The 23,256-nt window shown below is 64.1% G+C and carries 22 protein-coding genes; 15 read left to right on the forward strand and 7 right to left on the reverse strand.

The features are described 5' to 3' along the window. Positions 1–3 precede the first annotated feature (3 nt). The 14 genes from JQ591_RS25245 to JQ591_RS25310 are packed head-to-tail and all read left to right on the forward strand — an operon-like array spanning position 4 to position 14,589. A complete protein-coding gene (locus JQ591_RS25245) occupies positions 4–837 on the forward strand; it encodes a phosphoenolpyruvate hydrolase family protein (protein ID WP_211398680.1) in 834 nt (277 codons plus the stop codon). Positions 838–862: 25 nt separating this feature from the next. Beyond that, complete coding sequence (locus tag JQ591_RS25250; protein WP_211398681.1) at positions 863–3,766, forward strand: flotillin family protein; 2,904 nt, start codon at positions 863–865, stop codon at positions 3,764–3,766. 9 nt (positions 3,767–3,775) lie between these two features. Continuing rightward, positions 3,776–4,213, forward strand: coding sequence for an SRPBCC family protein (locus tag JQ591_RS25255; RefSeq protein ID WP_106942226.1), 438 nt, complete (start codon positions 3,776–3,778; stop codon positions 4,211–4,213). 5 nt (positions 4,214–4,218) lie between these two features. Continuing rightward, positions 4,219–4,668: an SRPBCC family protein gene (locus JQ591_RS25260; RefSeq protein WP_211398682.1), complete on the forward strand. Its 450-nt coding sequence runs from the start codon at positions 4,219–4,221 to the stop codon at positions 4,666–4,668. Further along, the gene (locus tag JQ591_RS25265; protein ID WP_211398683.1) at positions 4,665–5,483 is read left to right on the forward strand and encodes an FAD binding domain-containing protein; all 819 of its coding nucleotides are present in this window, start codon (positions 4,665–4,667) and stop codon (positions 5,481–5,483) included. Before JQ591_RS25260 ends, JQ591_RS25265 begins: the two co-directional genes overlap by 4 nt. Before the next feature lie 5 nt (positions 5,484–5,488). After that, positions 5,489–5,965, forward strand: coding sequence for a (2Fe-2S)-binding protein (locus JQ591_RS25270; RefSeq protein WP_211398684.1), 477 nt, complete (start codon positions 5,489–5,491; stop codon positions 5,963–5,965). Between the two features lie 11 nt (positions 5,966–5,976). After that, a complete protein-coding gene (locus tag JQ591_RS25275; protein WP_211398686.1) occupies positions 5,977–7,563 on the forward strand; it encodes a xanthine dehydrogenase family protein molybdopterin-binding subunit in 1,587 nt (528 codons plus the stop codon). 1 nt (position 7,564) lies between these two features. Next, a complete protein-coding gene (locus JQ591_RS25280; RefSeq protein ID WP_063992928.1) occupies positions 7,565–8,587 on the forward strand; it encodes a xanthine dehydrogenase family protein molybdopterin-binding subunit in 1,023 nt (340 codons plus the stop codon). A 7-nt stretch (positions 8,588–8,594) separates the two neighbouring features. Then, positions 8,595–9,476, forward strand: coding sequence for an AAA family ATPase (locus JQ591_RS25285; RefSeq protein ID WP_211398688.1), 882 nt, complete (start codon positions 8,595–8,597; stop codon positions 9,474–9,476). After that, complete coding sequence (locus JQ591_RS25290; protein WP_211398690.1) at positions 9,473–10,594, forward strand: vWA domain-containing protein; 1,122 nt, start codon at positions 9,473–9,475, stop codon at positions 10,592–10,594. Before JQ591_RS25285 ends, JQ591_RS25290 begins: the two co-directional genes overlap by 4 nt. Further along, positions 10,591–11,475: an amidohydrolase family protein gene (locus tag JQ591_RS25295; protein WP_211398691.1), complete on the forward strand. Its 885-nt coding sequence runs from the start codon at positions 10,591–10,593 to the stop codon at positions 11,473–11,475. The genes JQ591_RS25290 and JQ591_RS25295 overlap by 4 nt, the downstream gene beginning before the upstream one ends. A 42-nt stretch (positions 11,476–11,517) precedes the next feature. Next, positions 11,518–12,366, forward strand: coding sequence for an MBL fold metallo-hydrolase (locus tag JQ591_RS25300; RefSeq protein WP_211398693.1), 849 nt, complete (start codon positions 11,518–11,520; stop codon positions 12,364–12,366). 18 nt (positions 12,367–12,384) lie between these two features. Further along, positions 12,385–13,959 carry an isochorismatase family protein gene (locus JQ591_RS25305; protein WP_211398695.1) on the forward strand — a complete coding sequence of 525 codons (1,575 nt, stop codon included), beginning with the start codon at positions 12,385–12,387 and terminating at the stop codon, positions 13,957–13,959. 3 nt (positions 13,960–13,962) lie between these two features. After that, positions 13,963–14,589 (forward strand): FMN-dependent NADH-azoreductase, encoded by a 627-nt coding sequence (locus JQ591_RS25310; protein ID WP_211398697.1) that lies wholly within the window; start codon positions 13,963–13,965, stop codon positions 14,587–14,589. A gap of 22 nt (positions 14,590–14,611) precedes the next feature. Here JQ591_RS25310 and JQ591_RS25315 read toward each other — a convergent pair whose 3' ends face one another. The 6 genes from JQ591_RS25315 to JQ591_RS25340 are packed head-to-tail and all read right to left on the reverse strand — an operon-like array spanning position 14,612 to position 20,480. Next, complete coding sequence (locus JQ591_RS25315) at positions 14,612–15,661, reverse strand: LacI family DNA-binding transcriptional regulator (RefSeq protein ID WP_211398699.1); 1,050 nt, start codon at positions 15,659–15,661, stop codon at positions 14,612–14,614. Continuing rightward, on the reverse strand, positions 15,658–16,302 hold the full coding sequence (locus JQ591_RS25320; RefSeq protein ID WP_211398700.1) for a ThuA domain-containing protein: 645 nt from the start codon (positions 16,300–16,302) through the stop codon (positions 15,658–15,660). The genes JQ591_RS25315 and JQ591_RS25320 overlap by 4 nt, the downstream gene beginning before the upstream one ends. 10 nt (positions 16,303–16,312) lie before the next feature. Then, a complete protein-coding gene (locus JQ591_RS25325) occupies positions 16,313–17,410 on the reverse strand; it encodes a Gfo/Idh/MocA family protein (RefSeq protein ID WP_211398702.1) in 1,098 nt (365 codons plus the stop codon). A 22-nt stretch (positions 17,411–17,432) separates the two neighbouring features. After that, positions 17,433–18,281, reverse strand: a complete 849-nt coding sequence (locus JQ591_RS25330) for a carbohydrate ABC transporter permease (protein ID WP_211398703.1) — start codon at positions 18,279–18,281, stop codon at positions 17,433–17,435. After that, positions 18,274–19,218: a carbohydrate ABC transporter permease gene (locus JQ591_RS25335; protein ID WP_211398705.1), complete on the reverse strand. Its 945-nt coding sequence runs from the start codon at positions 19,216–19,218 to the stop codon at positions 18,274–18,276. The genes JQ591_RS25330 and JQ591_RS25335 overlap by 8 nt, the downstream gene beginning before the upstream one ends. A gap of 2 nt (positions 19,219–19,220) precedes the next feature. Next, the gene (locus tag JQ591_RS25340; RefSeq protein ID WP_211398707.1) at positions 19,221–20,480 is read right to left on the reverse strand and encodes an extracellular solute-binding protein; all 1,260 of its coding nucleotides are present in this window, start codon (positions 20,478–20,480) and stop codon (positions 19,221–19,223) included. 166 nt (positions 20,481–20,646) lie between these two features. Between JQ591_RS25340 and JQ591_RS25345 the strand changes: the two genes are divergently transcribed. After that, complete coding sequence (locus JQ591_RS25345) at positions 20,647–21,405, forward strand: SDR family NAD(P)-dependent oxidoreductase (protein WP_211398708.1); 759 nt, start codon at positions 20,647–20,649, stop codon at positions 21,403–21,405. Between the two features lie 112 nt (positions 21,406–21,517). Here JQ591_RS25345 and JQ591_RS25350 read toward each other — a convergent pair whose 3' ends face one another. Then, positions 21,518–22,666: an ABC transporter substrate-binding protein gene (locus tag JQ591_RS25350; RefSeq protein WP_211398710.1), complete on the reverse strand. Its 1,149-nt coding sequence runs from the start codon at positions 22,664–22,666 to the stop codon at positions 21,518–21,520. Between the last annotated feature and the right edge of the window lie 590 nt (positions 22,667–23,256).

Genomic DNA, 23,256 nt, shown 5'->3' on the forward strand with positions numbered 1-23,256 from the left:
CCGATGGTCCGGTTTGAACGCGCTGCACTGTTGAAACGGTTCCGCGACATGGCAAGGCGCGGCGAGCCCATCGTCGGCGGCGGCGCTGGCACCGGCCTTTCGGCCAAATGCGAGGAGGCCGGCGGTGTCGACCTCATCGTCATCTACAATTCCGGTCGCTACCGCATGGCCGGCCGCGGCTCGCTCGCGGGATTGATGGCCTACGGCGACGCCAACGCCATCGTGCTCGAGATGGCCGGCGAAGTGCTGCCCGTCGTGACCAGGACGCCAGTGCTCGCCGGCGTCAATGGCACGGATCCGTTCCGCGACATGGATCTTTTCCTGGACCAGTTGAAGGCGCTCGGATTCGCCGGCGTACAGAACTTTCCGACCGTCGGCCTTATCGACGGTGTGTTCCGCGCCAATCTCGAAGAGACCGGAATGTCCTATGCGCTCGAGATCGACATGATCGCAAAGGCGCGCGAAAAAGACCTGCTGACGACGCCCTACGTCTTTAGCGAGAAGGAAGCCGCCGCGATGGCGATCGCGGGCGCGGATATCATCGTCTGTCATCTAGGCCTGACGACCGGGGGCACCATCGGCGCGCAGACCGCACTCAAGCTGAAGGATTGCCCGGCCCATATCGACACCTGGGCCTCCGCCGCGCTCAGCGTCAATCCGGACATTCTGGTGCTCGCTCACGGCGGACCGATTTCCGATCCGGACGATGCCGATTTCATCATGAGGAACACACGCAATTGCCACGGCTTCTACGGCGCCTCCTCGATGGAACGGCTGCCGGTCGAGCGGGCGCTGACGGATCAAGTGCGCAAATTCAAGGCGATCGGCGCGCGATAACGCCGAAAGCTCGAGGGAGGGAAACATGTCAGGGACTCTGGTCGGTGAATTGATCCTCTGGCTCATCGTCGCCGTCGTGGTGATCGTGGTCGGCGTCTATATCCTGAACTGGCTCTATCACCGCTCGTCCAAGGAGACCTCATTCGTTCGGACCGGCCTGCTCGGCGAGCGCGTTGTGATCAACGGCGGTGCCTTCGTGCTGCCGTTCATCCACGACTACACGCCGGTCAACATGAACGTGCAGCCGATGGGCATCGTTCGCTCCCGGCAGGACGCCGTGATCACCCGCGACCGCATGCGCGTCGACATCGAGGCCGATTTCTATGTCCGGGTCCAGGCGACCCGCGAAGCCGTGTCTATCGCGGCCGCTACGCTCGGCCGCCGCACCATGGAGCCCGAACAGCTTCACGCCCTCCTCGCCGGCAAATTCATCTCGGCCATTCGTTCCGTTGCCTCGGAGATGACCCTCGAGCAGATGCACGAGCAGCGCGGCGAGTACGTCGCCCGCCTCAAGGCGAACGCGGCAGAAGCGCTCGCCCAGAACGGACTCGAGCTGGAATCGGTCGCGATCACCGATCTCGACCAGACCGATCTCGAATTCTTCAACCCCTCGAACCGCTTCGACGCCGAAGGTCTGACCCGCCTGATGGAGGACATCGAGGCCAAGCGCAAGCTGCGCAACGACATCGAGCAGGATTCGATGATCAAGATCCGCTCCCGCAATTTGGAGGCCGAGCGGCAGGCCCTTGAGATCGAGCGCGAAAGCGAGACGGCACGCCTCGAACAGGAGCGTGACATCGAGATGCGCCGCGCCCTGCAGCGCACCGAGGTCGCGCGTGAGCGGGCCCTGCGCGAGACCGAAGCCGAGCAGGCGCAGATTTCCGCCCGTGAAACCATCGAGAAGGCGCGCATCGCCAACGACCAGGCGATCGCCGAAGCCCGCATCGCCTCGGAGCGTGAGACCCGCCAGCGGGAGATCGAGCGTACTCGCACTATCGAGGAGAAGGAGCTGCTCGCACGGGAGGAGATCGAGAAGACCCGGATCGCCAACCAGCGCTCGATCGACACCAGCCGCATCGCCTCCGAGCGCGAGGTACGCCAGCGCGAAATCGAGCGGATGCAGACCATCGAGGAAGCCGAGATCACCGCCCGCGAGGCGATCGAGAAAGCGCGTATCCAGCAAGACCGCGTCGTGACCGACGCCCGCATCGCCAACGAAGAGGAGACCCGGCGCCGCGAGATCGAGCGGACCCGCGCTGTGGACGAAGCCGAGATCGCAGCCCGCGAGACGACCGAAAAGGCCCGCATCGCCCAGACCATGATTGTCAATGTCGAGCGCATCGCATCCGATGAGCGCACCCGCGCGCTGGAGATCCAGCAGGTGCGTAACATCCAGGAAGCCGAGATCGAGGCGCAGCGCGCGGTCGAGGCGGCGCGCATCGCCCGCGAGCACAGGCTCGCCGTCGAGCGCATCGCGGTCGAGCAGAATACCCGGCAGTTGGAGATCGAACGCAATCAGACGCTGGAAGTCGCAGAGGTCACGGCGCGCGAAGCCACGGAAGCTGCCCGCATCACCCAGCAAGAACGCGTTCGGTCCCTGGAAATCGCCCGCAACCGCGCCGTCGAGGAAGCCGACATTGCCTCACGCGAAGCCATCGAGGCCGCCCGGATCGCGCAGGAAAAGTCCGTTGCAGCCGAGCGTATCCAGGCCGAGCGTGACACACGCGCGCTCGAGATCGAGCGTACAGGCGTGCTCGAGGCCGCCGAGTTGAAGCGGCGCGACGCCATCGAGCGCCAGCGCATTGGCGTCGATCTCGCGCTCGAAGCAGAGCGCATCACCTCCTCCAGGAAGCGCGAAGTGCTCAATATCGAGCACAAGAAGGCGATCGAGATCGCGGATGAGGACCGCGTCATCGCGCTCTCGGCCAAGAAGTCCGAGCGCATCGACGCCGACCGCCAGGTCAGGCAGGCCGAGATCGTCGCGCGCAAGGAGGTCGAGACCACGGACGTCTCGCGCGAGCAAGCGCTGGAGGCGGCGCGGATCGAACGCCGACGTTCGATCGAACAACTCGAAGTCGCCCGTGTCCAGTCGCTCCAGGAAGCAGAGATTGCCGCGCGCGAAGAGGTCGATCGCGCCCGCATTGCCTCCGATCGCGGCCTTGACGAGGCGCGCATCGGCCGCGAGCGCGAGCTGCGCAAGCTTGAAATCAATCGCGAGAAGGAGGTCGAGACCGTTCTGATGGAGAAGGCGATTGCGATCCACCTGAAGTCGTTGGAGGAATCCGCGGCCAAAGCCTCGGCCGAGGAGGCACGGGTGCATGCCACCGAAGCCACCGAGCGCGTCATTACCGCGCGCGAGAGCGAGATCGCGAAGCGCCGGAAGACCGTGGAGATACTGATCGCCGAGAAGCAGGCCGAGGAGACGCGAATTGCCGCGGAAGCCGAACGGGTCCGCGCCGCGGTCGAGGCCGAGGCGCAGCGCATGCTCAACGAAGCCGAGAACGTGCTGACCGACCAGGCGCGCTACTCGCTGTTCCGTAGAAAGCTGCTCGACCGCATCGAGGGCATCGTCCGTGAGAGCGTCAAGCCGATGGAGAAGATCGAGGGCATCCGCATCCTTCAGGTCGATGGCCTCAACGGCAGCGGCCATGGCGGCAATGGCGGCCGCAGCGCCACCGACGAGGTGATCGACTCGGCGCTGCGTTACCGCGTCCAGGCGCCGCTGATCGACTCACTTCTGGCGGACATCGGCGTCGAAGGCGGCAGCCTCGCCAAGATGCCGGGCCTGATCCGGGAAGCGCGCGACATGCAGGGCATCAAGGACTCCGCACGCAAGGGTGGCGGCGGCGGCGAGAAGCCGGCCGCTGCGCCCTCGCCTTCAGCCGACGGCGAGCCGCCCGCCGAGCGCAGCCCGCGGAAGAAGGGCTGAGGTCGCACCATGGCCCGCGTCTATGTCTCAACCGTCGTCAACGCGCGCAACGATCGCGTCTGGGCGCGGGTACGCGACTTCAACGGTCTGCCGAACTGGCATCCCGCGATTGCGGAAAGCCGCATCGAGGGCGGCGAGCCCTCCGACAAGATCGGCTGCGTCAGGGATTTTCGCCTGCGCAACGGCGATCGCATCCGGGAAAAGCTGCTCGGCCTGTCCGATTACGACATGTTCTGCACCTACTCGATCCTCGAATCCCCGATGGGGGTCGAGGACTACGTCGCGACGCTTCGGCTGACGCCGGTCACGGATGGCGACCAGACCTTCATGGAGTGGACCGCCGAGTTCGACTGCGCACCCGAGCGGGAGGCGGAGCTCGTCGCAAGTATCGGCGGCGGCGTGTTCCAGGGTGGCTTCGACGCCCTCAAACGCCAGTTCGGAGGCTGAGCGCCGTGCCGCATATCGTCAAGAGCACGATCCTGGATGCGCCGACCGGCTCCGTGTGGGCCGTTCTGCGCGACTTCAACGGGCACGATCGCTGGCATCCGGCGGTCGCGACCTCCACGATCGAGCGCGCGCAGGCCTCCGACAAGATCGGCTGTGTCAGGCGCTTCAAGCTGCAGGACGGCTCGGAGCTGCGCGAGCAATTGCTGACGCTGTCGGATCTGGAGCAGACCTTCAGCTATTGCCTGCTCGATACGCCGGTCCCGATGTTCAACTATGTGGCCCATGTCCGGCTGCTGCCCGTCACGGACGGCGACCGCACCTTCTGGCACTGGGAATCCCGCTTCTCGACGCGGCCGGAGGACAAGGACCGCATCACGCACATGGTCGCGGAAGACATCTACCAGGCGGGATTCGAAGCGATCCGCCGGCACCTCAAGGAGGCTGTGTCAACATGACTGTGACGGTGAAGACCTTCACGAGCTCGAGCGAGGCCGCCGCCGCGCTGTCGTCCGATCGCAACGCGCGCTATCTCGGCGGCGGCACGCTGGTGATGCGCGCACTGAACGAAGGCGACGTCTCGATCTCGACCGTCGTGCGCGCCAATGACCATGCCTTGATGCGCATCGATCCATCCGGCCCGCGGATCACCCTGGGGGCTGGCGTAACCTTCGCAAGGATTCTGGGCGAGCGCGACCTCGCTTTCCTGCACGCTCCTGCCCGCTCGATCGGTGGCCCGGCGGTCCGCAACATGGGTACGGTCGGTGGCAATCTGTTCGCGCCCAATCCCTATGGCGATTTCACCGTCGCCCTGCTTGCGCTCGATGCCACGGTGGCCCTGCAAGGCGGCTTTGGATCGCGCGACATTCCAATCGAGGAGTTTTTGCAGTCGCGTGAAAGGCAGGCGGGCTCGCTCGTGCTGTCGGTGTCCTGCACGCGACCGACCAGCGCGGAGGCTTTCCGCTACCGCAAGATCGCACGGATCAAGCCCAAGGGCGGCTCGGTCATCACGCTCGCCGCACATCTGCCTATCAGTGGCGGACGGATCGCCGGGGCGCGAATTGCATTGGGATCGATGGCGCCGACGCAAATACGTGCGCGGGCGGCCGAACGCGCTCTGGAAGGCCGCTCGCTCGATGCCGCGACCGTCGCGGCCGCAGCCTCTGCAGCCGCGGAAGGAACATCGCCGTCCGACAACGCGCTCGGCAGCGCCTGGTACCGCCGCGAGATCGTCGGCGTACACCTGCGTCGTCTTCTCTTGGGTCAGGAATAGATCGTATGGCCAAGACTGCCCTGCAATTTCGTCACAACAGCAGCGATGTCGCCATTTTCGTTGATGGCGGCACCAACCTGCTCGTCGCGCTTCGCGAATTGATCGGCGACATGACGCCGAAGTTCGGCTGCGGACAGGGGGGCTGCGGCACGTGCAGCGTCCTGATCGACGGCGAACTCCATCTCTCCTGTCTGACGCTGGCCGAGACCGTCGCCGGTCGCTCCGTCGAGACGCTGGATAGCCTGAAGCAGGGACCCAACCTCCATCCGCTGCAACGCGCCTTCGCCGATAATTTTGCCGCCCAGTGCGGCTATTGCACGCCGGGCATGCTGATGGCTGCCAAGGCGCTGCTCGATCGCAATCCCTCCCCGAGCCGCGCCGAAGTCGTCGAGGCGATCTCCGGCAACATCTGCCGGTGCACCGGCTACGAGCCGATCATCAACGCCATCCTCGCCGCCTCCGGCGGCCGGGCGAGCGCCTGAAGGACCAGATCATGCTGGAACTGCGCAAGGACATTTTCGCCGACGAGCGCGACGACAATCTCAAGGAGATCGGCAAGGGCACACAGCGCCAGGACATGCTCGGCCATGTCACGGGGACATCGAGCTATTTCAACGACCACAAGCTCCAGGGCATGCTGCACCTGAAAGTCGTCCGTTCGACCCATTCGCATGCAAGGATCCGGCGGATCGACACAGCCGACGCGGAGCGCTCAGCCGGCGTGCGCCGGATCATCCGCGGCTCCGACGTGCCCCGCAATCTTAACACGCTCCTGAGCCTGATCAATTTCGGCAAGGACGACGAGCCGTCGCTGGCCGTCGACAAGGTCCGCTACAAGGGGGAACCGATCCTGGCCATCGTCGCCGACAGCGAGCGCGAGGCCTTCGAGGCGATCGCGAAGGTGCGGATCGACTATGAACCGCTGCCGGCCGTGTTCGACGTAGAAGATGCTCTGAAGGCCGGTGCACCAGTCGTCAATGACACTTATCCGAAGAATGCCTTCATTTATCACGACGTATATGACCACCAAAAACTCCGCTTCGGCGACGCCGATGCCGCACTCGCGACCGCCGATCACGTGCTCGAACAGCGCTACCAGATGTCGCCTATCGAGCACGCGCCGACCGAAACCAACGGGTCGATCGCGGCGCCCGACACCAACGGGCGCTATGTCGTCTATACGTCGACGCAGGCATTGTTCTTCTCGGTCGACACCTGCGCCAAGATCCTCGACGTCCCCTCCAACACCTTCCATTTCATTGGCGGCACTGTCGGCGGCGGCTTTGGCGGCAAGGTGGACACGCTGACCGAGCCCTTATGCATCCTCGGCGCGATGCTGACGGGACGTCCCGTGCGCTACGTGTTCGGACGCGAAGAAGAGATGCAATACGGCCCGCCGCGCGGCGCCGAGCGCATCTACATCAAGGACGGCGTGATGCGCGACGGCCGTGTCGTCGCGCGAAAGGTCCGCGCATATTTCGACAGCGGCGCATATACGCGGCTCTCGAGCTATGCCGCGGTGAAATGCGCAGCCCATCTGCCAGGGCCCTACACCATCCCGAATGTCTATGGCGACGTCTACTGCGTCTTCACCAACCGTACGCCGGCAACCGCGATGCGCGGCTTCGGCGTCACTGCAATGGATTTTGCGATCGAGTGCCAGATGGACAAGCTCGCGAACCTCGTCGGCATGGATCCGATGGAGTTCCGCATCCTCAATGCCTATCGCGACGGCGACATGAAGGCGCACCGGCGCGAGGCCAAGAACACGGCGCTGATCGAATGCGTCCAGGTCGCCGCCGAGAAAGCCAAATGGCCGATCCGCGACGAGTTCAAGCGCGCCTCCTCCCGCAAGGACGGCGGCGGCAGCCGCGCCGCCATCCCGCGGACGCCTACCGACACCCACACACGGACGACCGCGCCGGCGCAGCAGCGCACGACTTATGATCGCCTGCCGACGGCCGCGTTGCGCGAACCACCGCGCGAGCCGCCACCGCCCCCGCCGCCGTCACCGCGACCGGCGGCGCCCTCGCATGGGGCGGGCCGCTTCTCATCCGTGTTCGGCACCAGGAGACGTTGAGATGACCAGACATCGCGGACGCGGCATCGCATCGGTCAATTATCCCATCGGCATGAACCTCGGCGGCGATCCCAGCCAGGCCCTGGTTCATTCCAATCCAAGCGGCAAATTTACCGTGGCGCTATCCTCGATCGATCTCGGCCAGGGCATGAAGTCGGTAACACGGCAGATCTGCGCAGAGACGCTCGGCGTACCCGTCGAGGACGTCTATGTCGACACCGCCGATTCCGACACCGGCCCGCATTGCATGGGCTCTTTCGCCTCGCGCGGCACCCATCGCGTCGGCAATGCCGTGATGGCGGCGGCGCGCGAGGCGCGCGGCGTGATGATGGAGGCCGCCGCAGAGGAGCTCGAGGTCAACGCCGCCGATCTCGAAACCGACGGGCGCGGCAACATCCACGTCAAGGGCGCGCCGCACCGCTCGATCTCCACCAAGGACGTCGCCATCGCCGCGCAGTTCAAACAGGGCAAGACCATCGCGGGCCGTGGCATCTTCCTGGTTCCTCTCTCCAACGTCGATCCGGAAACCGGCGAGATGTCGCCGGCGACCTGCTACGCCCATGCCTGTCTTGTCGCCGAGGTCGAGGTCGACGACGAGACCGGCGAAGTCACGATGATCCGCATGGACTCTGCCTATGAGCTCGGCCGTGCGCTCAACCCGCGCCTGGTCGAGCAACAGCTCGTCGGCGGCGCGTGGATGGGCGTCAGCCACGCGCTCTACGAGACGCCTGAACCCTATTATCCCGACCCTATCCACGGCCCTCGCGACTTCGTCGAATATGTCATGCCTGGTCCCGGCGACATCTGCCCGCACGACATCGCCGTGTTGGAACGCCCTGCTCCCGATGGGCCCTTCGGCGCCAAGGGCCCCGGCGAAATGTGCGCGAATCCCGTATTGCCGGCCGTTGCGAACGCCATCTTCAACGCCGTCGGCGTCCGCATCGACGACCTGCCGATTACCCCCGAGAAAGTGCTGCGCGCGATCAAGGCCGAGGGCGGCGCGCGCCCTCAGGCGCGGCGCTGAGGTCGCGATGGCTGTCCGCAGCAACATCGTCGGCATCGACAGCCCCGAGGCACTGGAGAAGGCGCTTCGGGCGGCCTATTACCTCGCCGACGAGGGGCTGGCGACTGCAGCCTATCTCGGGCTGGCACTCGGCAAGCCATTGCTGCTCGAAGGTGCGCCTGGCGTCGGCAAGACCGAGGCCGCCAAAGCCATCGCCGCCGTACTCGGCCGCCGCCTGATCCGCCTGCAATGCTACGAAGGCATCGACGCGTCCGCCGCACTCTACGAATGGAACTATCCGCGCCAGATGCTCGCAATCCGCCAGGCCGGCGATGAGAGCATCGACATCTACGGCGAGGCGTTTCTGATCGAGCGACCGATGCTGGCGACGCTGCGCGCGCCCGACTCAACTGTGCTGCTGATCGACGAAATCGATCGCGCCGACCAGGAGTTCGAAGCCTTCCTGCTCGAGTTCCTGTCCGACTTCCAGATCTCGATCCCAGAACGCGGTACGGTGCGCGCCTCGGAGCGCCCGGTCGTCGTACTGACCTCAAATCGCACGCGGGATCTTCATGAAGCCTTGCGGAGGCGGTGCGTCTATCACTGGATCGACTATCCCTCCGCCGAGCGCGAGGCACGCATCGTGATGATGCGGGCCTCCAGCGTCGCCGAGGGGACCGCGCGGGCCGTCGTCGCGGCCGTCGAGAAGCTGCGACGCGAGCCGCTAAGCAAGGCGCCCGGGATCGCCGAGGCCGTCGACTGGGCTGAGGCCGCCACGCTGCTGCACCAGGGCGGCGCGCGCTGGCCCGATGCCTTCAGGCGCTCGATCGGCGTTGCCCTGAAGGACGAGGAGGATTTGCACTTCATTTCGCCGCGCCTCGACGCCCTGCTGGCGGAGGCCTCTGCATGAGCGCCGAACCCGAACTGCCGCGCGCTGCGCGTGTCTTCATCTCCTTCGTCGGGCTGTTGCGAACGAACAGGTTTGCCGCCGCACCGGAACAGACGACCTCGTTCCTGGCCGCGATCCAGTTGCTCGGCCCCCGCAGCCTGGAAGACATTCGGCAGGCAGCCCTCGCAACACTGGCCCCTCCACCGGAGCGTCGTGCAACGTTCGATCGGCTGTTCGATCTGCACTTTCGCGGAAACGAGGCAATCGAGCGCGTCGATGACGGTGAGGACGACGAGACAGTTCGGCTACAGGAGGAGGCCCGCGGAAACGACGAGCCGTTGTTGTCGGACGAGGCCAACGAGTCCGGTCTCGCAGCTGCGCGTGCCGAAGCCTTGGTCGAGCGCCGCTTTGCGCAGCTCTCCACCACCGATGCGCTGCGCCGGCTGTCCCGTGAGGCCCCCAGGCGCCTGCCGAAGCGGCGCGGCCATCGCCGCATGCGGGCTCGCAGCGGGCCCTACGCCGATTTGCGTCGCACCCTGCGCGACTCCGTTCGCAGCGACGGCGAAATCCTTCGGCTGGGACGTTTGAAGCGGCGACAGCGTCCACGCAAGGTGTTGCTCCTGATTGACGTCTCCGGCTCGATGAAGACCCGCACCGAAGAGAATATGAAGCTCGCACACACACTGGTGCAGGCAGCGCCCAATGTCGAGGTCTTCACCTTCGGCACCCGGCTGACCCGCATCACTCGCCCGATGCGTCTCAAGCGCCGAGAACAGGCGCTCAACGCCGCGGCCCATGTCGTCAGCGACTGGGACGGCGGCACCCGGATCGGAGATGCGCTTCAGGCCTTTCTCGCCGTGCCCCGCTTCGGCGGATACGCGCGGGGAGCCGCCGTGATCATCATTTCCGACGGCCTGGAGCGGGGCGAACCCAATGCGCTACGCGATGCGGTAGCGAAACTATCGCGCCGTGCGTGGCGCGTGAGCTGGCTGACCCCGCTCGCGGCTGGTCCCGGCTTTCGCCCGCAGACCGAAGCGCTGGTCGCGATCGAACGCTTCGTCGACGACCTCGTCGATGGTGGATCGAGCGCGTCGATCGTCGCGCATGTGCTGGCGCTGGGACAAAGGAGAGTTGCGTGACCGACATCGTCGATGGGCACCATCATATCTGGCGCCAGGCCGACCTGCCCTGGCTGGTGGGTCCGATGCAGCCGCGCATCTTCGGGCCGTACGAGCCGATCCGGCGCGATTACCCGATCGAGGAATATCTCGGCGACCTCAAAGGCAGCGGCGTCACTCGCTCGGTCTATGTCCAGACCAACTGGGCCAATGACCGCTTCGAGGACGAGGCCGCTTGGGTGCAGCAGACCGCCGAGGGGCACGGCTGGCCGCATGCCATCGTGGCTTACGCCGATTTCTCAGTGGGCGACGTGCGTCCGCAGCTCGACCGCCTGAAGCGCTATTCCCTCGTACGCGGCCTCCGCATGCAACTGCATTGGCACGAGAACCCGCTTTATCGCTTTGCCGCGCGGCGGGATCTCTGCACCGATCCCGTGATCCAGCGCAACGTCGCCCGCCTTGCGGACTATGGCTGGAGTTTTGACCTCCAGGTGTTCACGCCGCAGATGCCCGACGCCGCGCACCTTGTGGAAGCCTGCCCCAAGGTGACCTTTATCCTCCAGCACGCCGGCATGCTGGAGGACCTTTCACCCTCAGGCCGCGCGGCGTGGCGCGCCGGGATGGCCCGCCTCGCCGCCTGCCCGAACGTCGTGTCGAAACTGTCGGGGCTCGGAACCTTCATCCACCGCAACGACCCCGCGCATATCGCATCCGTCCTGACCGACACGATTGCGATTTTCGGCGCCGAACGCTGCCTGTTCGGTTCGAATTTCCCCATCGAGAAATTGTGGACCAGTTACCGCGAGCTGATCGATGCGTTCCGTGCAGCCGCAGCGCCGCTGAGCGATGACCAGCGCGAAGCCATTTTCAAGACCACCGCCATGCGCGTCTATCGGCTTTGAGCGCTGGGGAAACGAACGAGAACGGACATAAGGAGGGATGGAATGCCGCTGGAGATCAAGATCCTGGACTATGGCGATATCGAGCTGGAATCGAGCTTTCTGGTTCTCGGCCACGACTGCGGCCGCACCCGCCGCGTCCTCACCCTCGGCTTCCTGATCCTCGGCGGCAAGTATCCGGTTGTGGTTGATACGGGTTACCGCTCCAACCAGATCATGGAAACGCTGGGCATGCGCGGCCTGCAGTATCACGAGCACATGATCGAGAACCAGCTCGCCCGCCACGGCGTGCGCATGGGCGACGTGCGCTTCGTCTGCCACACCCATCTGCACATCGACCACGCCGGCAAGGACGATCTGTTCCCGATGAACACGACCGTGGTCCTCAACCGCAAGGAGCTCGAATATTCCGTCTCCGGCTTGATGCACCCGCAATATCCGGCACCCGACATCAAGCATTTGATCGACCGCCTGCACACCAAGAGCGCGCTGCGCTTCCTTGACCTCGAGATCACCGGCCCGATCGAGCTGATGCCCGGCGTCTATTGCGATGCCGCCAATGCCCACACCGAGGGCTCGATGAACGTCATCGTCGAGACCGCCGACGGCATCGCGACCATCTGCGGCGACGTCATCTATGATTTCAACGACCAGATCGTGACGCCCTTCAACGAGATCCACGACTGGGAGCCGCGCACTACGGGCAACCACGGCACCACCAAGCGGGCCGAGAAGGCTGCCATCAAAAAGCTGCTGAGCAATTCGCGCTACCTGCTGCCGGTCCACGACCGTCCCGCCAAGATCGAAGGCGGCAACGTCGTCGGCCGGCTGCACGATCAGGTCCCCGGACCGATCGTGCAGTCCCTGCCTCAGCGCAACTGGTTTCCAGCCTAGCACGCCGGAGGATGGACGATGACGCATGTCACCCTGCGGGGCGAATTCGAAACCCTGATCGACCCCTACGCGCCGGTCGGCCAGGTCGGTACGGGTTTCGACTTCACGGAGGGACCGATCTGGCATCCGGTCGATCATTATCTGCTGTTCTCGGACATGCCGGGCGACGTTCGGCGGCGCTGGGATGCGCGGCGCGGCGTCGCCGAGGTCAAACGCCCGTCGAACAAATGCAATGGCATGACCTACGATGCCGAGCTCAATCTGATCGTCTGTGAACACGCGACATCGTCGTTGATCCGCGAGCGGCCGGACGGGCGGCGCGAGGTGCTGGCCTCGCACTTCCAGGGCCAGGAGCTCAACAGCCCCAACGACGTCTGCGTGCACTCCTCTGGCGCGATCTATTTCTCGGACCCGTGGTATGGCCGCATGCCGGTCTATGGCGTCGAGCGGCCAAGGCAGCTCGGTTTCCAGGGCGTCTATCGCGTCGTGCCCGGCGCCGAGCCGAAGCTCGTCGTGGACCGCGATCTGTTCGACCAGCCGAACGGGCTGTGCTTCTCGCCGGACGAGAGCCTGCTCTATGTCAACGACACCGTACAGGCATTGATCCGCGTGTTCGATGTCAATCCCGACGGTTCTCTGTCGACCGCGCGGGTGTTCGCAAGCGGCATCCGCTCCGAGCTCGAGCCCGGTTTGCCCGACGGCATGAAGTGCGACCAGCACGGCAATGTCTGGGTCACGGCACCCGGCGGGGTCTGGGTCTATTCGCCGCGGAGCGAGCTGCTCGGCAAGCTCCGCCTCCCCGAGCTCGTCGCCAACCTTGCCTGGGGCGGGCCGGATTTCCGCACGTTGTATCTGACATCGACGCATTCGGTCTATGCCATTCCCACCAAGGTCGGACCGCGCCACGAGCCCTATATGAGTGGCAAGCGAGGCAGCGGGACTGCAGCCGCCGGCTCTTCTTCCGCTGCACCAGTCCTCGCCGACGGCGAAATGCAGCTCGATCCCCAGCGCTGCGCCATGATCATCCAGGACCTCCAGAACGACGTCATCATGGACGGCGGTGCGTTTGCCGATTCTGGTGCGCCGGGGCATGCGCGCCAGCAGCACGTCGTCGAGAATGTCCGCCGTCTCGCGGAAACCGCGCGGGCGCGCGGCGTCGCCATCATCCATGTCTGGTTCGTTGTCGAGCCCGGCGCGCCCGGCGTGACGCTGAATGCGCCGCTGTTCGAGGGGCTCGTCGACAGCAAGGCGATGGTGCGCGGAAGCTGGGGCGCGGCACCGGTGTCAGGTCTCGAGCCACGGCCCGGCGATTTCGTGGTCGAGAAGGTACGAATGAGCGCCTGGGAGGGCACGAGGCTCGAAACGATCCTGAAAGCCACCGGCCGCGACATGATCATCAACACCGGCGCCTGGACCAACATGTCGGTCGAGCATACGGCGCGAACCGGCGCCGACAAAGGCTACTTCATGATCGTTCCTGAGGATTGCTGCTCGACCATGAATGCCGATTGGCACACTGCGTCGATCAACTTCGCCATGCAGAACGTCGCCGTCGTGACCAAGGCCGATGCGGTCATCAAAGCGCTGGGATGAGCGGTGGCAAAGCTCCTGCACCTGTCCTGCTCGCCCCGCGGCGACTCCGAGTCGAGTGCCGGCGCACGCGTCTTCCTTGACGGCTTTCGCCGCGCCCGGCCTGATTGGGACGTGGATGTCATGGATCTCTGGCGCGAGCGCCTGCCGGAGTTTTCAGGCCCTATCGTCGAGGCCAAATATGCACGGATGAAGGCGCAAGCCTTCAACGACGCGCAACGGAACAGCTTCGCGGAGGCCGAGCGTGTGGCGCTCCGCCTGGCGCTCGCCGATCGGGTGCTGATCTCGACGCCGATGTGGAACTTCAGCATTCCCTATAAGCTGAAGCAATGGTTCGACGTCATCGTCCAGCCCGGGCTCACCTTTCGGTTCGACCCGGCCCTGGGATATGTCCCGTTGCTGAAGGACCGGCCGACCATGGTCATCATCGCCAGTGGCAGCGATTTCGCCACCGGAATGAACCGCGGGCGCATCGACATGGCAACGCCTTACCTGCGCGAAATCTTGCGTTTTGTCGGCATCAACAATGTCCGCTTCATTCCGATCGGGCCAACCACCGGACCGCAACAGCCCATCGATGCGGCCCGCGAAAGAGCCCACCAACGTCTGGCCGCAATGGCCGCGAGATTCTGATGATCCCGCAAGCGCCTCGAGGTTACGGCAGATTGTCCCGCAGAAAAATGTCGATGCGGATGCGCTCCTGGTCGGGACTGATCGGCTCACCCGAACAATGCGCGAGAAGAACTCGCGCCGCAGACCGTGCCTCGTGGCCGGGATCCTGGTTGATGATGGCATCGAGCGTGCCGCGGACCAGGAAACGCCGCGTGTATTGGGTCAGCTCATGGGCAATCCAGACCACCTCGCGCGCGCGTCCCGAGGCTTCGAGCGCGTCGGCGATGCCACGGTTCCCGGCGCCGCAGCAGTATATGCCGCGCAGATCGGCCTGGCGCGCCAGCAGCGCGGCAGTCAGCTCCCGCGTGCGTTCGCTGTCGTCGCGGCCCTCGATCACGGGTAGCGCGAGCAGCTTCGGATACTCGCTGGACAGAATCTGGTGGAAGCCGAATTGCCGCTCGGTGTGATCGCGCAGCGACAACGATCCCGCGATCACGGCAACCGTCCCCTCGCGACCAGAGAGAAACCGTCCCATCAGCGTCGCGGCCGTGCGGCCTGCGGCCGGATTGTCGATGCCGACATAATGCAGGCGGCGCGAGCTCGGCGCGTCCGACACCAGGGTCACCACCGCGACCCCGCGCGCGGCGAGCTCGTCGATCGCGGCGCGCACCCTGGGATGATCGAGCGCGATGACGGCGACGCCCTGGTAGGCGGGCGACAGGTTTTCCAGCGCCGCGGCGAGTACATCCGGATCGAACACGTCGACATGGAGGATATCAATGAAGCCGCGCTGGCCGGCGAGCCAGTCCGCGGTGCGCTGGACTTGCTCGGTCAGGTTGGTCATGAAGCTGTTGCTGCCGGTCGGCAGCACGAAGGCAAAGCGGAACGTCTGCCCGCGGGCGAGCCGAGCGGCCGCGACGTCGGCACGATAGCCGAGCTTTGCCACCGCGGCCTCGACCCGCGCGACGGTCTTGGCGCGCACGCCCTCGCGCCGGTTGACGACGCGGTCGACGGTGGCGAGCGAAACACCCGCCGTGCGCGCGACGTCCTCAAGCGTGGCGCGAATCACCGACTGGGTCGCGACAGCAGTCATTCGCGCGCCGCCCACAGCATGCCGCGGACCATCAACGTTCGGATCTCTGGTACGTCGAGCTCGTAAGCGCGGTGGCCGAGCGAGGAATAGAACACCCTGCCCGCGCCGTAGCGCTTCTTCCAGACCACGGGCATCACCACGCCCTCGATCCAGGGCGCGTGCTCGCCGGTAAAGGTCGTCGTCGCCAACACCTCGTTGGCGGGGTCGACATGCATGTAATACTGCTCGGAACGATGCTCGAAACTCTTCAGCCCCTTCATGATGGGATCATCCGGCTTCGTCAAGTCGACCTTGTAGTCGATGATGTTGCCGGGATGTGCAACCCACTGCCCGCCGCACAGGAACTGGTAGTCGACGGAATCGCGGAACGCATCGCACATGCCGCCATGATGGCCGGCAAGCCCGACGCCGCTACGGACCGCTGCGCAGAGATTGAGCGCCTCCGCCTTCTCGATCTTCGACATGGTATAGATCGGGATGATCAGCGACAGGTCGTGAATCGCGGGATCGGCGAACGCGGCGGTGGTGGTTTCGGTCCGCACCTCGAAACCTTCCGCCTTCAGCCAGCCCCGGACCATCGAAGCACAGAGATCGGGATCGTGCCCCGGCCAACCGCCCCATACAATCATTGCCTTGCGCATGTTTTTGTCCTTAGTCGATCTGTCCGGTTTCACGCCCGGCCGGCAGCATCGCCGGCCGCTCGACGCAGCTCTCGATCTTGACGCGTCGCCCTTCGTCGGCAGAGGTCTGGAACGCCTCCATCACTTCCAGCACGTGGAAAGCGAGTGCGCCGCTGGCACGATGCGGCCGGTTGTTGAGTATCGCGGAGGCCATGTCGGCGACGCCAATTGAACGGAACTCGCCATCGACATGACCGTGAGTCAGCGGCACCGGCTCCCATTCGCCGCCGGTCTTGGCGACCTGCACCTCGCCGCCGAAGCGGTTCGGGTCCGGCACCAGCATGCTGCCCTTGTCGCCATAGATCTCGATTGGCGCGTGCCGGTGCTTTGGCACATCGAAGCTCATCGCGATCGAGACGACCGCCCCGCTCTCGAATTCGAGCGTGCCGGCGACATGGGTCGAAACTTCGACCGGGATCAGCGTTCCGTTCATCGGTTGGCTGGTGACCAGCCGCTCGGATTTCGGGCGCGCGGTCGAGCCCATCACGCTCGCGACCGGGCCGAGCAGCTGCACGAGATCGGTGATGTAGTACGGGCCCATGTCAAGCATAGGCCCGCCACCACGCAAATAGTAGAAACCCGGCGCCGGATGCCAACGCTCGTGGCCGGGGCAACCGAAGAACGCGCTGCCGGCCACGGGCGTGCCTATCGCGCCGTCGTCGATCAGCTTGCGCGCGGTCTGGTGCCCACCGCCAAGGAACGTATCGGGTGCGCAGCCGACGCGGAGACTCTTCTGCGCGGCAAGATCCATTACCTTGCGGGCTTCGGTGACGTTGATGCCGAGCGGTTTCTCGGAATGAACGTGCTTGCCGGCGTTCAGCACCGCGAGGCTGACGTCGGTGTGGGCGAGTGGCACGGTGAGATTGATGACGATCTCGACGTCGTCCCGCTTGAGCAGTTGATCAACCCGCATCGCCGGCAGCCCGAAGGCGGCGCCTTGCCGCTCCGCGATATCGCTGCGCATATCGGCGAGCGCCCTGATCTCCATGACCGGAAAGCGCTGGGCTGCCTTCAGATAGGCGGTGCTGATATTACCGCAACCGATGATTCCGATGCCGACTTTTCTCATTTCGATCTCCGTGAGGTACCGTTCATCCCTTGACCGCGCCCGCGGTGAGTCCTGCGACGATGTGTTTCTGCGCCAGAAGAAAGAGAATGATCGTCGGCAGGATGGTAAGCGTGATGAAGGCCAGGATCAGATGCCACTCGGACGAATACTCGCCCTGATAAATCATGATCCCGAGCGGCCAGGGATAGAGCGCGTCGGTGTTGAGCATCACCAGCGGCAACAGATAGGCATTCCAGCTGTTGACGAAGGTGATGGTACCGACGGTCGCCAGGATCGGCCGCGATAACGGCAACGTCACATAGCGGAAGAATTTGATATAGCTGCAGCCGTCGACCAGCGCGGCCTCTAGCAATTCGTACGGGATATCCTTGAAGAAACGCCGCAGCAGCAGCACGCTCATCGCAAGACTGAAGGCCGCCTGCGGCAGGGCAACGCCAAAATATGTATCGAGCAACCCGAGATCCCGCACTTTGATGAAGAGCGGCAGCACCGCTGTCGCGGCCGGAAACAGCAGGCCGAGCGTCAGGTAGCTCAGCAGCATCGAACTGCCGTAGAACTTGATATGGGCGAAGGTGAACGCCGCCATCGAGGCGACGATCAGGGTCAGGACGACCGTGAGGGTCGAGATGATCAGCGAGTTGCGCAAGAGCTGCCAGTAGCGTGCGGAGAACAGAATATCAGCATAGTTCTGCCACTCCCAGTGACGTGGCAGGCCGAACGGATTGACGCGCAGTTCGCCCAGCGATTTGAAGCCGCCGAACAAGGTCGCGAGCAGCGGAACCACTACGATGATGGCGACGACGGCGAGGAACACCATCTTGAACAGCATTGAGGGATCGAACGGCGCGCGGATGGTCTTGGTGTCACTCATCGCGCATGAACCATCGCTTGTACGTGAAGGCAAAGGTCACGCAGATCGCGAACAGAATGACACCGATGGCGCTGCCGTAGCCGACGCGCATGCGCGAGATGCCGTTGTTGTAGAGAAAGCTTACCATCGTGTTCGAGGCGTCCGCAGGCCCGCCGCGCGTCAACGGCATGACGAGGTCGAACAGCTGCAGCGAGCCGACGATGGCGAAGAACACGGAGAGCCTTATCGTCGGATAGAGCAAGGGAATGACCACATGCCGCAAGGCTTGCGATCGGGTCGCGCCGTCGATGCGCGCCGCCTCGATCAGGCTCTTGTCGAGGCTCTGGAGCGCTGCGATGAACAGCATCATGTGAAAGCCGAAATACTTCCAGACGATCACGATCAGCACCGCCGGCATGGCCGTATTCGTCGAGGCAAGCAGATGCGGGGGCTCGGCGCCGAAGGTGCGCCAGATCGAAGCCACAAGGCCGTAGTCGCCGTCATAGACGAAGCTGAAGATCAGCCCGGTCGCGATCTCGGCCAGGATATAGGGCATGAAGAACAGCATGCGCAGCGCCACCGCCCCACGAAAGCGTTCGGCGAGCATCAGGGCCAGCGCGAGCGCAAGCGGCAGCTGAATGGCGAGCGAAACAGCGATGATCAGCCCGTTGTTGCGCAGCGCGAGCCAGAAGGCGCGTGTCTCCAATACAAAGCGGTAATTGTCCAAGCCAATCCAGTTGGTCGGCCTGCCGAACCCGTTCCAATTGAAGGCCGAATACCAAGCTGCTTCGCCGATCGGCAGCACAACGAACAGCGTGAACAATAGCAGCGCCGGCGGCAGGAACAGGATAAGCACCGTCAGCCTGCCGTCCCAACTCGGGCCACGGACCGCGACCTGCGGTACCATCTCGCCGCCAGCAGCGCCGATCGCCGACACGCTCGCGGTCCGCCGCGCCATCGTCAGTTACCCTGCTTCCACGCCGCCTCGATCGCCTTGGCGGCGTCTTGCGGGCTCATGCTGCCGCCGGCGATCTCGGCGGTGACGTCGTTGACGACGCGGCCGACCGATGGACCCAGGCTCTGGTCATAGAAGTTCTGGTGGTAGTTCGACTTCGCCAGATTGGCCGCGATCAGCTTCATGAACGTGTTGTTGAGGCCGACGTCCGCGCCCTGCACTACCGGGATGATGAAGTTGCCGGCGGCAAGCCGCGTCTGCACCTCCTTGGAGACGAAGTATTTCAGGAAATCGACAGCCTCCTTGGGCGAGCCTTTCGTAATCAGCCAACCGGTGATGCCGCCGAGCGTATCGGTCGCCGCGCCCTTGCCGCCCGTCACGACCGGGAAGTCGAACCAGCACAGCTTGTCTTCGTTCAATCCGACCTTGTCGGCGGCGAGAGCGCGCTGCAGATGATAGACCGTGCTGATCGCGAGCGTCATCGCCGCCTTGCCGTCGCCGAAATAGCCGACAGCCTGCGGATTTTTGAAACCAAGGAAGCCATTCTGGAACGGCTGGAGATCGACGAGTTGCTTGAACAGCTCGCCGGATTTCTGGAAGGTTTCCCCGGCGAAGCCGCCGCCCTCGCCGCGCAGCGCCGCATCGAACGCCGCCTTGCCGCCGATGCGCACGGCAAGATGCGTCCAGTAGAAGTGCAGCGGCCATTTGTCGGCGCCGCCGACCACGATGGGGGTTACGCCGGCAGATTTCAACGCCTTCACGGCAGCAAGCAGATCGTCCCAGCTCTTGATCCCGGCAGGATCGACCTTCGCCTTGGCCATCAGCTCCTTGTTGCAGAGGAAGCCAACCTGCGAGAGCGCTGTGGGCAGACCATAAACGCGGCCGTTGCTGGTGAAGGCGGCGAGCGCCGCCGGTGTGAGACTGTCGCTGTAACCCTTCACCTGATCGGTAATGTCGTCGAGCACGCCGGCCTCGATCTGCGTCTTCAGGACACCGCCGGCCCAGCTGTAGATGATGTTGGGTCGGTCCTTGGATTGCAGGATGGTCGGCAGCTTGGCCTTGTAGGCCTCGTTCTCGAGGAACTGCATCTCGACCTTGACGCCCGGGTGCGATCCCTCATAGGCGCGCGCGACCTCCTCCCAGATTTTTACCTGGGCCGGATTGGCCTCGATGTGCAGCCACTTAACCGTCGTTTCGGCCGCAGCGAGTTTCGCTCCAATCAGGCATGCGACAACGGCGAGTCCCAGTTTCCCGAGCAGTCTCATCACATTCCTCCCAACGGCTTTTATTCTTTGGCTGCAATCCTGCCTTCGATTTTTGAGGTGCGCAACTAAAATTCTGATCTATGCACCTCACGAGGGAGATCGCTAAGGTTGGCGGGGAGAGTCGGGCGGCGCGCCGCACTGGCCGTAACGCAAATCGAGGGTACCCATGGCTGCCGTTTATTCCGACCTCGCCGGCAAGGTCGTTCTCGTCACCGGGGGCGCATCTGGAATTGGCGCTGCGATCGTGCGGCGCTTTGCACAGCAGAAATCCAATGTCGTGTTCTTCGACATCAAAGTTGACGAGGGCCAATCCCTGGCACGCGAGCTGTCGGATCAAGGTCTGAGCGCGCATTTCATGCGTGTCGACTTGACCGATATCGCCGCGTTACGTGCCGGTGTCGCGGAGGCGCGCAACGTGCACGGCGCGATCAACATCCTCGTCAACAATGCCGCACATGACGAGCGGCACAACACTGAGGAGATGACACCGGAGTATTGGGACGACCGCATCGCGGTCAATCTGAAGCACCAGTTCTTTGCTGCGCAGGCCGTATTGCCGGACATGAAGGCGGCGAACGCCGGCGCCATCATCAATTTCGGCTCGGTGTCGTGGATCGCCGGACAAGGCGGCATGGCCGCCTACACCGCCAGCAAATCAGGCGTGATCGGTCTCACACGCTCTCTGGCGCGCGATTACGGCTCCTACAATATCCGCGTGAACGCGATAGCGCCGGGATGGATCATGACTGAGCGCCAGCTCGACAAATGGATGACGCCACAGGGGGAGGTCGAGCTGATGCAACGACAATGCCTGAAACGCAAGCTCATGCCGGACGAGGTCGCGAAGTTCACCGTCTTCCTCGCTTCCGACGAAGCCTCCGCCTGCACAGCTCAGCACTACATCGTCGATGGCGGCTGGGTCTGAGATCCGCGGCGGCACGAAACGCCTGTGTGCAGTGCTTCCGCAGTCCGCGTTATCGGACGGTCCCAGCTTCTGCGCGATGAACGCATCGCTGGGGACGCCGACTGGCGCGCCGCTATTTTGCCAGGCGGAACTTCCCGCCTTCGACCTTGATCAGAAAGGCCGAGCGCTCATCGTAGCCGTTATGATCGGCCTTGCTCATGTTCGACAGCCCATTGTTGAGATAGATGTTCTGCCCACGCTCGAGCGCGTCGCGCAGCGCCGCGCGAAATTCGGTTGTGCCAGGCTTTGCCGTCTTCAGCGCATCAGGTGCAGCTTTTCCGATCAGCGCAACGACATCCCAGAGGTGAGCAGCGAACATGTTGGGCTTTTGCCCGTTCGCCGCTTCATACGCGGTCACGAACTCCTCCGTCGAGCGACGGAACGGATCTCCTGTGGGGAGATCGGCGGCAATGGTAAAGGCCTCGCCTGCGAATATGGCACCTTCGACGTTGGCGCCACCGAGCTTGATGAACTCCTCACTAGCCACGCCGTGTGTTTGAAAGATCTTCCCGGCGTATCCGCGCTCGCGGAGCGCCTGCTGCGGCAAGACCGCCGGAGTTCCTGCGGAAGCAATGAAGACGGCATCGGGATAGGTCGACATCACCTTCAGCGCCTGACCGGTGACGCTCGTGTCGGCTCGCGCATAGACCTCATGTGTGGTTACGGTCAGCCCCAGCGCGGGCGCGAGGCGGCTCACCTCCTTGTAGTAGCCCTCGCCGTACCCATCCGAAACGCCGATATAGCCGAGCGTCTTCACGCCTGATTTCGCGATATGCTTGAGGATGGCGGCCGCCATGAGGTCATCATTGGGAACGACCTTGAAAGCCCAGGCGCGCTTCTCATCCATCGGTTGAACTATGGCGGTAGCGGCAGCGAGCGACAACAGCGGCGTTTTCGATTCGAGCGCGACATCCAGCATCGGCATGGTCACCGGGGTCAGAGAGGAGCCGACCAGCACGTCGACCTTGTCCTGGATCACGAGCCGGCGTGCGTTCTGGACCCCTTTGGTCGAATCCGACTCATCGTCCAGGGTGATATAGGTCACCTTCTCTCCTCCGATCTCTTTCGGAAGAGCTGCAACCGTCTTGAGCTGCGGCTGCCCCAGCGCAGATCCTGGCCCGCTTGCCGAAATCACAATTCCAATTTTGATTTCCGCGTTAGCAGTATTTCCGTAAAGGACGCATGCCACGAGAATCGAAACTCGCGCGAAACCGATCTTCATGTCCTGTTCCTCCTTGTCCGCACCCTAAGCGGACCGCAGGGACACGTCTGTCCCTAGCGTTAGGGACAAGACATCCGGCGCCCGGGCGTCGGTGCCTGATCGCGACATGGTCACGATCGAAGATATCGCGTGACGATGCTCAACAACCGTGGTGAGACCCTCGCGGCCATGCACACGCAGGCGAAGTCCCCGGGGGCAGAACCGCTTCCCGCGCTTGCTGGCGATAGATTGTCCTTGATCTCTCGGCGCACACGTCGTGCACACATCGCCTTCCAAGCAAAACTCTCGGCCCAATCCATCCTGGCCGCGACGGAGATTGGATAGCACTGCGATTTCAGTAGATTAGAGATGAAGGCACCATAATATACGAACGCTTGCGCCCGCACTGGATGCGCGTCGCCTTGCCGCAGGCAGGCGGCACGTTGACGAGATTGGGGCAAATGATACGATTTCGAGGCGCCTGGCCTAAACCAATCGAACCAGGCGCCGGAATGAAGGCGGGAGGGGCCCGCCCCATCGTCTCAATCGTCGCACTTGCGTCCTGCCCTTCGTGCGTCCCGCACGCGGAAACAGAGAATCGGTAACGGCGC

The organism is Bradyrhizobium canariense, assembly GCF_018130465.1.
Classification (GTDB): Bacteria; Pseudomonadota; Alphaproteobacteria; order Rhizobiales; family Xanthobacteraceae; genus Bradyrhizobium; species Bradyrhizobium canariense_C.